9 protein-coding genes are annotated in these 13087 nt (G+C 39.6%); 3 read left to right on the top strand and 6 right to left on the bottom strand.

The annotated features are described in order from the left end of the window. Window positions 1–151: 151 nt before the first annotated feature. Window positions 152–685 carry a calycin-like domain-containing protein gene (locus NQ505_RS25420; RefSeq protein ID WP_008998769.1) on the top strand — a complete coding sequence of 178 codons (534 nt, stop codon included), beginning with the start codon at window positions 152–154 and terminating at the stop codon, window positions 683–685. A 312-nt stretch (window positions 686–997) separates the two neighbouring features. After that, entirely contained in the window at window positions 998–3022 is a 2025-nt protein-coding gene (locus NQ505_RS25415; protein WP_008998768.1) for a PCMD domain-containing protein, read from the top strand. Window positions 3023–3496: 474 nt separating this feature from the next. Here the strand turns inward: NQ505_RS25415 and NQ505_RS25410 are convergent, their stop codons facing one another. The 6 genes from NQ505_RS25410 to NQ505_RS25385 form a co-directional block, all read right to left on the bottom strand. Continuing rightward, window positions 3497–4291, bottom strand: coding sequence for a porin family protein (locus NQ505_RS25410; protein ID WP_008998766.1), 795 nt, complete (start codon window positions 4289–4291; stop codon window positions 3497–3499). A gap of 24 nt (window positions 4292–4315) precedes the next feature. Further along, window positions 4316–5458: a PCMD domain-containing protein gene (locus NQ505_RS25405; protein ID WP_008998765.1), complete on the bottom strand. Its 1143-nt coding sequence runs from the start codon at window positions 5456–5458 to the stop codon at window positions 4316–4318. Between the two features lie 955 nt (window positions 5459–6413). Then, the gene (locus NQ505_RS25400; RefSeq protein WP_008998764.1) at window positions 6414–7874 is read right to left on the bottom strand and encodes a catalase; all 1461 of its coding nucleotides are present in this window, start codon (window positions 7872–7874) and stop codon (window positions 6414–6416) included. Window positions 7875–8129: 255 nt separating this feature from the next. Next, complete coding sequence (locus tag NQ505_RS25395; RefSeq protein WP_004297671.1) at window positions 8130–9464, bottom strand: NADP-specific glutamate dehydrogenase; 1335 nt, start codon at window positions 9462–9464, stop codon at window positions 8130–8132. A gap of 247 nt (window positions 9465–9711) precedes the next feature. Next, on the bottom strand, window positions 9712–9888 hold the full coding sequence (locus NQ505_RS25390; protein WP_004297674.1) for a hypothetical protein: 177 nt from the start codon (window positions 9886–9888) through the stop codon (window positions 9712–9714). After that, entirely contained in the window at window positions 9885–12176 is a 2292-nt protein-coding gene (locus tag NQ505_RS25385; protein WP_008998762.1) for an NADP-dependent malic enzyme, read from the bottom strand. The genes NQ505_RS25390 and NQ505_RS25385 overlap by 4 nt, the downstream gene beginning before the upstream one ends. A gap of 269 nt (window positions 12177–12445) precedes the next feature. Here NQ505_RS25385 and NQ505_RS25380 point away from each other — a divergent pair, with 269 nt between their 5' ends. Further along, a complete protein-coding gene (locus NQ505_RS25380) occupies window positions 12446–13012 on the top strand; it encodes an RNA polymerase sigma factor (protein WP_004297676.1) in 567 nt (188 codons plus the stop codon). Window positions 13013–13087: the final 75 nt, after the last annotated feature.

Here is a 13087-nt window from a genome sequence, read left to right as displayed (position 1 = left end):
TCTTTAAAAATAGAACAGAAACAAGAAAAATAGACCTTGCAAATATCTGAAAATAATAGTTACTTTGCGCCTATGTTTTGAGAAAAAACATGGAAGATATTGTTTTATCTTCTTTAGAAGTGAGAAGTTTTTTTAATTAAAAGAGAATGTTATGAAAAGAATTTCATTTTATTTGTTTGCAATGTTAATTGGCACTATGAGTTTTTTAATGTCTTGTAGTGACGATGATGACGATGACACTACTGTTGCCTCTGAAAAGGTAGCTGGTACGTATAATGGTAATTTAGTTGTTAAGTTGATGGGGCAGGAAGTAGCCAATGAAACCAAATCTTTATCTCTGGTAAAGAATGGCGATGACGCAGTAAATGTAGTTATCAAAGATTTTATTTTGAGTGTATCTATAGGAGAAGCATCTATACCAGTAAGCTTGGGCGATTTAAAAGTAGAGAAATGTGCTTTGACCCAGAAAGATGGTAAATATACTTTTAGTGGTGCAACGGAATTGAAAGGAATAAAAGTTCCAATAACTGAAACTTCCGAGCTACCTGTCGATTGTACAGTTGACATAGCTGATGCAACAGTGGATGGTAAGAATTTGAGTCTGCCGATCGTTGTAGGGGTAAGTATGTCTGGAGGCGAAAAGTTTATGGATGTAAATGTTCAATATACTGGTGTGAAACAATAAAACAATAGAACATTGAGTGTCATAAATGAACAGCCTGTAAGTAGGCTGTATTGATATATCAATGTGTGAGATTGGAACTGTAGATTCCCGCTGATTATTAAAAAGAGAATATTTCTATTTAATAATCAGCGGGAATTTATGCTTTTTTATAGCCTATTTTAGGTGTATTTCTTTAAAAATGGAACAGAAACAAGAAATATAGACCTTGTGGGTATCTGAAAATAATAGTTACTTTGCGCCTGTAAAATTCAGGCATCTGTGTGATGGGAATATCACGTATTTGCTTTTATTAATTAAAAGTAGAATTAAAAAATGAGAAAGAATTTATTTTATTACTTGTTTACTGTATTGTGTACAGTGGCATTGTTTACATCTTGTAGTGATGATGATAAAAACGGTAACGATGGAGGAGAAGGACTTGGACTTAATAGTTATGTGGTAGGAACTTATAATAGTCAGTTGAAAGTCTTCTTGGAAGGAGTGGATTTGACAGAAAGTGCCCCAATTTCTCAAAGAATATTTGTTAAATCGGAAGACGAGAACAAAGTAACGGTGTCTTTGCGTAATTTTGCGATAGATATAGCTGGTGCTCCTTTAACTGTAGGGGATATTATAGTTGGTGGTGTTGTTTTGGAAGGTGATGCTTCTCAAGTAGTATTGCAGGAAACAAAGACCACAATACAACATGCAGATCTAGGTACATTGGACATTACCGTATCAGGAAATGTGGTTGCAGAGAAAGTCAATATGACAATAAATGTGGTTCAACATATGCCGGAAGATCCGTCTACTACAATGAATATTGAAGTGAAAGTTACGGGTACCCGTATTAGTACGGAAGCGGATGATGCTGATTATTCAACAGTATTTGCAGGTTGGTATCCACGTACGGAGAATGGTTTTACTTGTGACTACACAGGTGAAGGATTTGAATTGACTGAACCTTCTAAAGGGATCACTATGGTGGCCAAAGGTTATAATAAAATTAGTCTTTCATCATTTAGTGTGTCTTTCCCTGTAAAACCTGGGTTTACGGCGAGTGCTTATAAATATCAGGGTTTGAAAGCTGATGAAGTGGCTATCGAAAAGCAGGCAGACGGCTCTTTCACTATTGGAGAGTATAAAGGAACCACAACCGCAGTTGCTAATAGAAGGGAAGCAACCGAGTATACAATTTCAGGTTCTATCAGCAGCGACAAAGAAATGACGTTGAAAATTAATATAAAGTCAGAAACATATAATGTAAATTATACATTTGTTTCTGGTGTATTAAAGACAGAGAAAGAACTTTTGAGTGTAACCATCAATGAAGATGTACTTGCTTATAAACCTTCTATTGTTACTTCTTCAATGGGAGGCAACTGGATTATTCTTTATGCAAAACCGGATGCACAGGCAGAACAATTGAAAATTGTGCCGAAGTTAGTTGTTTCAGATGGTGCAAAGGTGTTTTATAATGGTGAACTTTATGACGGAGGTGCCATTGATTGTTCTAAGACGCAAAGAATAAATATTGTTTCAGAGAAAGATTACAGCGAAGGCAAGACAACTGGAGAAGAATATATTATATCTTGTGGTATTTTGAATTTTGCAACCGATTTGGAACAATGGGAATTGAAGAATAATACTGATGATGAACATATGAAGTATTATGAACCGGTTGGCGGGTGGACAACTTCGAATCCAGGAGTTGAATATTTAAAATCAATGAGTCTTTTTACTAAATATGATAAAACAAAACCTTATGCTGTACATGAAGCAGCAGCAGGTTATTCAGGTAAAGCAGCTAAGTTGACAACACTTAATTCAAGTGGTTCAGCCTTGGCAATGGTTCCGTATGTTACTTCCGGTTCTTTGTTTAATGGGGTATTTATTACGGAAATTTCTAACACCTTAAAGAGTACACGTTTCGGACAGCCTTGTGATAGGGAACCGAAAACATTCTCTGGAGTTTATAAATATACAGCCGGAGAAAAATATTATGTATGTCCAGATCCGAAAAAAGCTAATGTCGCAAACTTGGATGAGTCAAAAACAGATGCCCCGGCTATGAATGCGGTATTGTATGAAGTATCGGATTATATGGCTGATTATTTAGATGGAACAAATTTGTTGACGTCTGAAAAAATAGTAGCGATTGCTTCTGTAAAGGATGCTGGTGAGAAAGCAGAGTGGACTACATTTAATGTATCGTTTGAATGGAAAGATGGTAAATCATGGAATGCTTCAAATAAATATAAGCTAGCTATTGTGTGTTCTTCAAGTAAAGACGGAGATAAGTTCTCCGGTGCACCGGATAGTGTATTATATATTGATGATTTGAAAGTATCTTTCTAGAATTCTGTCGTCAATGATAAATAGAAATAAGCAGGAATATAATTGTTCCTGCTATTTTTTTATCTATCAGTACTTGAAAACAAACTACTATTTATAATTTCCTCATAACTGTATGGAAAAGAATATATTTAGGCACGGATTACACGGATTAACGCGATCACTTTGCAGTAATGACAACACTAAAAACCGTGAAATCCGTGCCTAATTCCTTATTTATAATTTCACTCATAACCGGTACGTTTTACTCTAATTCAACTACTGATTCGCATAATTCATTATAAGGAAGAATAAGAGTTTGTTTATATTCAGTTAGCATATAGGAGAAATATGCGTTTTTGGAAGTATCAATAAGGTGAATAAAAGTGGGAGATAATTCTAAAGTATCTAACTGATGCGAATAAAAGAAGTGGCGAAGAACTTACAACACTGGTTCTTCGCCACTTCTTTTATTCTATTTTTTTATATCTCGTTTATTTAGAACGCATATCCAAAGCCAATATTCAGATAGATAGGATACATTGCAAACGTGATAGTATCAAAGTCTTTCTTAAAAATATCGTTTAGTCCCCATGTTAAATCTGCATAGATATTAAGGTGCTTGAAAGCTTTCCATTCGCCGCCTAATTGAGCTCCCCATTGAAATTTACGTAAGTTGTCAGAGAAATCATAAGTGGCAATACTTTCACCGTTGAAGTCGACACGCTGACCTGTTTCATCAGGCGTACGTAAATGCCCTTCATATACATGGCCGGAGAAGCTACCTTCAGTCATGTAGGAAAAATAAGGACCAAGTGATATTTTCCAACGATCACTTATCTTATAATTAGCTAACAAAGGGATTGTGAGATAGGAATTTTTCACTTTTGTTTTTACGCCGCCAGTCCAAAGACCTTGTAGCTCGCCACCATTAGTGTTGATGATCTTCATTCCATAATTTTTTACGGTAGCTTCAGTAGTCATAGTTTTATTCTCAAGACGTATACCTGCGGTCATTCCCCATTTCTTGTCATTACCGAACCACTTTGTGGCATTTCCCTCAATAGCGATAGCTATATTGGGAGCGTAGCTATCAATACTGCGTATTTCTTTAGGTAAGGGTAGAGGAGAAGTACCTCCAATGCTCAATCCAGCTTTGATACTATACTCCCATCCATGTAAATATGAGTAGATAAGAGCTTTGTTACGTTCGTTTTGGGCATATGCCACATGTGAAAAAAGCATTGTGAGGAATACAATCCCTACTACTTTATTATATATTGTTTTCTTCATTATCTTATCAATTGATTAGGTTTATTATTGATTTACGGGATATTCACTCGGGTTAGAAGTACAGACAATCTCTACTTGGTCTATATGAAGCGTACTACCTACTGCTCCCTCAAATTTTGCACCGTCTACACTGGAAGAGAATACGATGCCAAGTTTGTAGATACCTTTCTCTAGTTTATCAGGGTCAATAGATTTGCCATTCTTTGGTTCGAAATTAAAACTGAATTGTTGCCAATTATCTGTTTCAGGAAGTGCATCAAGATTTCGTGCCAAGGCTACAATATTGGGTGAAGTGAGTGAAGTAGAGCCATCAAGGAATTGTACATTATCATCTGTTTCATATAATACACCGTAGATGTCACATTTATCTTTCTTTCCTTCTACGATTTCTCCCTTTGATGAGAAGTTGGTACCTGCTTTATATTTGTACCATCCTTCCAACTTGAGCGGATAGTAGAAGAATGGGAAACCAAAGTGAGTGGCTTTCATTGCGTTGTTTAAGGCCTGTCCCACTTCAAATGAGCCAACGAATAAATTACCTGCAGCAATATACATTTTTACCATACTTCCAAAGCTACCTGTGTCTTTCGTTGTCAGTTTTACACATTTGCCACCATTAACTCCTCCGTTTACTTGTACTGTAGGATAGTCTTCTGGCGTTTTTGCCATTTTTGTTAATTCGAATCCTGGGTTTCCACTAGCTAGCTCTAGTCGACGGATAATATTTTCAGAAGATTTATCTTCATAAAATTTGTGATAAGGAGCATCTGAACTTAGAGTTTCAAAATCGTATGCCAAAGGCATTTCTGTTTGCCAAAGTTTGATTGTATAGGTTGCAGAAAAAGCACCATCTTCTGATGTAACTTTAAATTCTCTAGGGTTTTCGTCTTCAAAGTTGTAGACGTTAGCTTCGTCTCCGGTTAACTGTCGTACCGGTTTTACAGAAGCTCCAGTAGGGAGGTCGAAGTTGATGTTTATTTTGGATGGGTCAGCAGCTTTTGATACATACAACTGAACGGTGAAGTCATTTCGATCAATCAAATACTGCTGAATATGGTTTCCGCTGCATCCGTCTATAGCTGCTTCGACATTTTGAGCTTCATCCTGAATGCAGGAAGCAACTGCCAGACATAATATCGTTCCGGCGAATAATTTTTTTAGTTTCATCAGTCTGTTATTAATATTAATGGGTTATACAAGGAACAAAGATAGTTAAAAGAGTTGAAAGGCTATTTCTGTTGAGTGTTAAAACAGGGGCAACTGCACCAAAATTAGTTCATATCGGTGCGGAAATGAACAATAACAACATCCCGATGGTATTCACATCACTCCGATAATAAGCTTATCCATCCGGTTCTACTTAGCTTTTGTGACAAATCCCCATTAAACAATCGTTATACAACCGTTATACTTCCATCATACAGTAACTATTTGTCGATCGGGATGCCGATATAGCTAATTCACCACGGCCGTGGTAGCTTCTTCCCACAGCCGTGAAGAGTTCCTACCACGGCCGTGGGAAGATCTTGTCACGGCCGTGGGAAGTTAGCAATGTCGACACTTTAATGGAACAATACCGACATCTCAGCGCAACTATACAGGCTTCTCAACGCAACCGTACCGGCATCTCTCATTATAAAGTCTCACTTTATTAACCTCACAACAAGCTACCTGATAAGAAATCAAGGTTGACAATAGGAGTATATATATTTTATTATCAGCCTATTGTCAGCATCTATTGTCAGGATATATAAAGCTGATATTCAGATACTTGGGTGCCATTCTGACAGATTGACAATAAAAGGGGTACAAATCACAATGTATTACCCAAAGCTATCAGACGGTTTTGCTTAAATCATGAATACAAATGAGTAAAATGAGCAATGAATAAAGTTGCGGTTTGTGATATGATTGGAAGCACAGCAGAAGCTGACTTACTTTAGTCTGTCACCTGTTGAGCAATGTGCCTACGAAGAGCATCTCACGGAAATAATCATGCAGAGCACAGGATTACCGGAAAAGGAGATAGAGAATTTATAAAAAGAGAATGTGTCAAGAACGCCTTTTTTCAATGAAATAAGGGTTTTGACACATTCCTCTAATAAACTAATTTTTTATTTCTTTACTCTTTCAAAGCCTCTTGCAAATCAATTCCCAACGCTTTGGCAACTCCTGTTCCGTATGCCGGATCAGCTTTGTAACAATTACGCGTATGACGTTGTTTGATAAATAGTTCGGAGTCTCCCATGGCACGAGCTGTGTTTTCGAACAATAATTGTTGTTCTTCAGACGGCATCAATCGGAATAAATCACCTGGTTGGCTATAATAATCGTCGTCATATTCCCGTTCATTGTAGTTGTAAACTTCACCGGTAACTTTGAGTGGCGGTTCTTTCATGTCAGGAGAATCCTGCCATTCGCCGTAACTGTTCGGTTCATATCCTTTGGTAGCACCGTAATTACCGTCTACGCGCATAGCACCGTCACGATGATAGGCGTGGAAAGGACAACGAGGTTTGTTGACCGGAATTTGTTCTGCATTCACTCCTAGACGATAACGTTGTGCGTCGCCATAAGAGAATAAACGACCTTGTAACATTTTGTCGGGAGACAGACCGATACCGTCTACAATATTCATCGGGTTGAAAGCAGCTTGTTCCACTTCAGCAAAATAATTTTCCGGGTTACGGTTCAGTTCAAGGATACCGACATCTTGCAGAGGGAAATCTTTGTGCGGCCACACTTTAGTCAGGTCAAACGGGTTGATGCGGTAGTTGTCCGCTTCTTCCTCCGTCATTAACTGAATTTGGAACAACCATTTTGGATAGTCACCCTTTTCGATACTCTCGAAGAGGTCGCGTTGATGAGATTCACGGTCTTTGGCAACAATAGCTTCTGCTTCTTGATCGGTCAGATTCTTGATACCTTGCAAGGTGCGAAGATGGAATTTAACCCAGATACGTTGATTTTCTGCATTGATAAAACTATAGGTGTGACTGCCGAAACCGTGCATGTGGCGATATGAATAAGGAATACCGCGAGGACTCATGGTGATGGTAACCTGATGCAGAGCTTCCGGCAAAAGTGTCCAGAAATCCCAGTTGCTGTTCGGGCTACGCATATTCGTTTTCGGATCCCGCTTGATGGCATGGTTCAAATCCGGAAATTTAAGCGGATCACGTAAGAAGAATACAGGAGTGTTGTTACCCACCAAATCCCAGTTACCTTCTTCCGTATAAAATTTCATGGCGAAACCTCGGATGTCACGTTCTGCATCAGCAGCTCCACGCTCTCCGGCTACAGTGGAGAAACGGACAAAACATTCTGTTTGCTTTCCGACTTTACTAAAAATAGCTGCACGGGTATATTTTGTAATGTCATGAGTAACGGTAAAAGTACCGTAAGCTCCTGAACCTTTAGCGTGCATACGTCTTTCCGGAATCACTTCACGATCAAAATGGGCAAGTTTTTCAATAAGCCAGGGGTCTTGTAACATTACAGGTCCGCGTTGACCTGCGGTTTGCGAGTTCTGATTGTCGGCGATAGGACGGCCGTTCGCAGCAGTTAGTTTTTTCTTTTCCATAAATAGATTTTTTGTCGGATACAAGTATAAGCAGACTGTGCCTTTTTATTCTCTCATCCGGGGTTTATAATATGTAACAAAGATAGCTCTCTTTTGCTCACTTGTCAAACAGAAAATTTCTATCTAAAGATAGAGAATAACTATGAATTGTGTATATATTGCCTGTTATTTTTTATTTGCATAAAAAAACTCCCGCACTTCCTTTCGGAAGGCGGGAGCTTTTAAATAAACTATAGCTTATATATCCTTTGCTGATTATACGATACCTTGTGCCATCATTGCTTTAGCAACCTTCATGAATCCGGCTACGTTAGCACCCTTCACATAGTTTACGTATCCGTCAGCTTCTGTACCGTACTGAACGCAAGCTTCGTGGATATTCTTCATGATACTCTTCAGCTTTTCGTCTACTTCTTCAGCGCTCCAGCTTAATTTGATAGAGTTTTGAGTCATTTCAAGACCTGATACTGATACACCACCGGCGTTAGCAGCTTTACCCGGAGCATAAAGGATTTTTGCATCCTGGAATACTTTGATAGCTTCCGGAGTAGAAGGCATGTTAGCACCTTCAGATACAGCGATACAACCGTTTGCTACCAACTGACGAGCGTGGTCACCGTTCAATTCATTTTGAGTAGCAGAAGGAAGAGCAATATCACATTTTTCACCCCAAGGTTTAGCTCCTTCTACATATTTGCAACCATATTTTTCTGCGTATTCACGGATACGGCCACGGTACAGATTCTTCAGTTCCATGATATAATCCAGTTTTTCGCGGTCGATACCGTCCGGATCGTAGATATAACCGTCAGAGTCAGAGCAAGTAACTACTTTACCACCCAGTTCGATTACTTTTTCGATTGTATATTGAGCAACGTTACCAGAACCGGAAACCAGACAAACTTTACCTTTCAAGTCAGTTCCTTTTCTCTTCAACATTTCCATCAGGAAGTAGATGTTACCGTAACCTGTAGCTTCCGGACGAATCAGTGAACCACCGAATTCGCGGCCTTTACCTGTAAATGTTCCGGTAAATTCATGAGCCAGTTTCTTATACATACCGAACATGAAACCTACTTCGCGGCCACCAACACCGATGTCACCAGCAGGAACGTCAGTTTCAGGACCGATGTGACGCCACAGTTCCAGCATGAATGCCTGTACGAAACGCATTACTTCGGCATTTGACTTTCCACGAGGAGAAAAGTCGGAACCACCTTTACCACCACCCATTGGCAGAGTAGTCAGTGAGTTTTTGAATGTTTGTTCAAAGGCAAGGAACTTCAAGATAGAAAGGTTCACAGATGCGTGGAAACGAATACCGCCTTTGTAAGGGCCGATTGCGTTGTTATGCTGAACACGGTAACCCATATTGGTCTGAATATTACCTTTATCGTCCATCCAAGTCACACGGAACTGATATACTCTATCAGGAATACACAAACGTTCGATCAAGTTTACTTTATCAAACTCCGGATGTTTGTTGTATTCTTCTTCAATAGTAGAAAGTACTTCTTCTACTGCTTGATGATACTCCGGTTCATTGGGAAATCTTCTTTTCAGATCGTCTAATACCTTTGCTGCATTCATAATCTTTTTTTTCTTTAATTGGTTGATATAAATAAAGTGCTAATTTGACAATTTGCTAATATACCGTTTGACTATGTGCTTTTGTGCTATATAGCAGATTTGCACATCTGCGTATGGGTACATCGGATATTTATTTTCGGTTGCAAAAGTAAAGATAAAATTTGAACTAGCAAACATTTTATAAAGAAAAATGCGATAAAACATCAAATTTGATATTTTATCGCATTAAAAATAGGAAAAAAGATATTTATTTGTTCTTTTTGATCGACTTATAGACAGGAATAAACACTAATGCTGCCGAAATGCCAAGCATTACCACCGTCATCCCGTCAATTCGTTCGGCTTTTGTCAGAACTAGATAGCAAAGCGCCAACCAAAGCAGGCTGATGCAAACTATTTGTGATTTGGATAACGGACGTTTCATTTACCTCCTCTTTTCTTTTTGTCAACGATGGCGTCGATCACGGCTACAGCTGTGATATTGACAATGTCGCGGACAGAGCTTTCGAAATCGGTGAAATGAATCGGTTTGTTCAATCCCATCTGGATAGGGCCGATGAATTCCGTATCCGGGTCCATTGCCTGCAACAGTTTGTAACCGGCGTTTGCTGAACTCAAGTTCGGGAAAATCAATGTATTTACATCTTTTCCTTTCAGGCGGGTAAACGGATATTTGGTATCACGCAATTCGCGGTTCATGGCAAAGTTTACCTGCATTTCACCGTCGATAGCCAGTTCCGGATATTCTTCCTGCATGTGGGCAACAGCTTCGTGCACTTTCACAGGGCTACCTGCAGTATCAGCACCGAAGTTGGAGTATGACAACATTGAGATAACTGGCGTGTGATTAAAGAAGCGAACTGTTTTATCGGACAGTTTGGCGATGTCAATCAATGTTTCCGTATCCGGGTGGCGGTTAATCAGTGTGTCTGCCAGGAAGTAAGTACCTTTCTTGGAGTTCAGGATATGCATTGTTCCGAAGTGTTTGAAGCCCGGTTGGATACCGATTACTTCTTTGGCCACTTTGATCGTATTGCTATATCTTGTATAAAGTCCGGTGATGAAAGCATCCGCATCTCCTGTTTCCACCATCATCATACCAAAGTAGTTGCGTTCGAACATTTTATCGTTGGCTTCTTCATAAGTAAAGCCTTCGCGTGCACGTTTTTCTGCAAGAATGCGTGAGTAACGTTCGCGGCGGTCCGATTCGTCCGGGTGACGGAGATTGACGATTTCAATACCTTCCAGGCTAAGATCCATTTCTTCTGCCAGTTTTCCAATAGCTTCGTCGTTTCCTAATAAGATAGGATGACAGATACCTTCGGCTTTCGCTTCAACGGCAGCTTTCAGCATATTTGGATGGATACCTTCGGCAAATACGACACGTTGCGGTGAACGGCGGGCTGTATCATACAGCTGACGGGTCAGTTTGGATTCATAACCCATCAATTCGCGCAGGTGAACACAGTAAGCATCCCAGTCTTTGATTTCTGTGCGAGCCACTCCGCTTTCCATAGCAGCTTTTGCCACTGCACAGGAAACTTCAGTGATGAGGCGTGGATCTACCGGTTTCGGGATAAAGTATTCTGCACCGAAAGAGAGGTTGTTCACGTGGTATGCCGCATTGACTACATCGGGTACCGGCTGTTTTGCCAGGTTAGCGATAGCGTGTACGGCTGCAATCTTCATTTCTTCGTTGATAGCTTTAGCGTGAGTATCCAAAGCACCGCGGAAGATATACGGGAAACCGATTACATTATTAATCTGGTTCGGATAGTCGGAACGTCCGGTAGCCATCAGTACGTCAGGACGTGCTGCCATGGCATCTTCGTAAGAGATTTCCGGTGTCGGGTTAGCCAATGCGAACACAATCGGCATCGGAGCCATGCTGCGCACCATATCCTGGCTTAACACATTTCCTTTCGACAGGCCGAGGAATACATCTGCACCTTTGATTGCTTCTTCCAGCGTGTGAATATCAGTGCGGTCGGTTGCAAAAAATCTTTTCTGTTCGTTCAGATCCGTGCGCACCTTGCTGATAACACCTTTACTATCCAGCATGACGATGTTTTCGAGACGTGCACCCAGTGACACATACAATTTAGTACAAGATACGGCAGATGCACCTGCACCGTTCACAACGATTTTTACATCTTCGATTTTCTTTCCGGCCACTTGCAGGGCATTCACCAAACCGGCACTGGAGATAATAGCAGTACCGTGCTGATCGTCGTGCATGACAGGTATATCCAGTTCTTCTTTCAGGCGACGTTCGATTTCAAAACATTCGGGAGCTTTGATGTCTTCCAGGTTGATACCTCCGAAAGTAGGAGCAATAGCCTTTACTGCAGCAATGAATTTCTCCGGATCTTTTTCATCCACTTCGATGTCGAAAACGTCGATGCCCGCGTAAATTTTGAAAAGCAGACCTTTACCTTCCATTACAGGTTTACCGCTCAATGCACCTATATCACCCAGTCCGAGTACGGCTGTACCGTTGGAAATAACGGCCACCAGATTACCTTTAGCCGTATATTTATACGCATCCTGCGGATTCTTCTCGATTTCGAGACAAGGTTCTGCTACACCGGGAGAATATGCGAGTGATAAGTCGGTTTGTGTACTATAAGGTTTGGTAGGCACTACCTCAATCTTACCGGGTTTGCCCTGTGAATGATAGAGCAAAGCGGCTTCTTTCGTTATTTTAGCCATGGTATTTATGAAATTTGTTAATAAGTTATCATTTGACCGCAAATGTAGGAATAAAAGTTCGAAATTGTAGCTATTGATTAATAATTTCTATTAATTTTATAGCAAAATGGCTAAAATAATGATATGATATGTCAAGTATATGTTTTTGTATTCTATTCCCTTTTAAATGCAATGATATTGATTTATTGAAATTTTAACAAGTGCTTTGGTTGTCGGCTTTAGTTATTTCGCTATTTTTGAATCGATATATGATTTAACCTTATTTTATAATGATTACCACCCAGCAACTTCAATTATTGAAAGAAGGAAATAAAAATGCTTTTGAAGCATTGTATCGTGGATACAATGCTCGCATTTATAATTTTGTCCTTTCTATGGTGAGCAATGCCGGGGTGGCGAAAGATATCACACAAGATATTTTTCTCCATATCTGGGAGAAGCGGCTTAATATCGATTTGGAAGGGAATTTTGACGGCTATCTTTTTAAAATATCCCAAAACATGGTATATCATTATGTAAGACGCGAACTCCTGCTTCAAAATTATGTAGACAGGCTTGCGAATGAGTCATCTGACGAATCCGTAGAGATAGATGAAGAACTGGATTATTTGTTTTTGGAAGAATATATCCTGAAACTTTTAGAAGAACTGCCTCCAGCGCGCCGGGAAGTTTTTATGCTTTACTGGAAATCAGGGTTGAACTATCGTGAGATAGCCGATCAGTTGAATATCTCGGAAAAGACTGTTGCCACGCAGGTACACCGTTCTTTGGATTTCTTGCGTGACAAACTGGGAATAATTGCCTTTTCAGTCTCTCTCTTCTTGCATGATATCTAATACAAAAGTTTTAATAAAAGTTAATATCTGAATTGTTTCGATTTCTCTGTAGTCCTTTTCTGTCTCTCAAGACTA

The sequence above is a fragment of the Bacteroides sp. D2 genome (assembly GCF_025147085.1).
Taxonomy (GTDB): domain Bacteria; phylum Bacteroidota; class Bacteroidia; order Bacteroidales; family Bacteroidaceae; genus Bacteroides.
Note: the sequence above shows the minus strand (reverse complement) of the source record. Positions and strands in the feature narration are given on the sequence as shown.

Coding starts and splice junctions, on each gene's coding strand:
- NQ505_RS25390 (WP_004297674.1), bottom strand. CDS start 9,888: ATGAAACGTCCGTTATCCAAATCACAAATAGTTTGCATCAGCCTGCTT.
- NQ505_RS25405 (WP_008998765.1), bottom strand. CDS start 5,458: ATGAAACTAAAAAAATTATTCGCCGGAACGATATTATGTCTGGCAGTT.
- NQ505_RS25385 (WP_008998762.1), bottom strand. CDS start 12,176: ATGGCTAAAATAACGAAAGAAGCCGCTTTGCTCTATCATTCACAGGGC.
- NQ505_RS25380 (WP_004297676.1), top strand. CDS start 12,446: ATGATTACCACCCAGCAACTTCAATTATTGAAAGAAGGAAATAAAAAT.
- NQ505_RS25415 (WP_008998768.1), top strand. CDS start 998: ATGAGAAAGAATTTATTTTATTACTTGTTTACTGTATTGTGTACAGTG.
- NQ505_RS25410 (WP_008998766.1), bottom strand. CDS start 4,291: ATGAAGAAAACAATATATAATAAAGTAGTAGGGATTGTATTCCTCACA.
- NQ505_RS25420 (WP_008998769.1), top strand. CDS start 152: ATGAAAAGAATTTCATTTTATTTGTTTGCAATGTTAATTGGCACTATG.
- NQ505_RS25400 (WP_008998764.1), bottom strand. CDS start 7,874: ATGGAAAAGAAAAAACTAACTGCTGCGAACGGCCGTCCTATCGCCGAC.
- NQ505_RS25395 (WP_004297671.1), bottom strand. CDS start 9,464: ATGAATGCAGCAAAGGTATTAGACGATCTGAAAAGAAGATTTCCCAAT.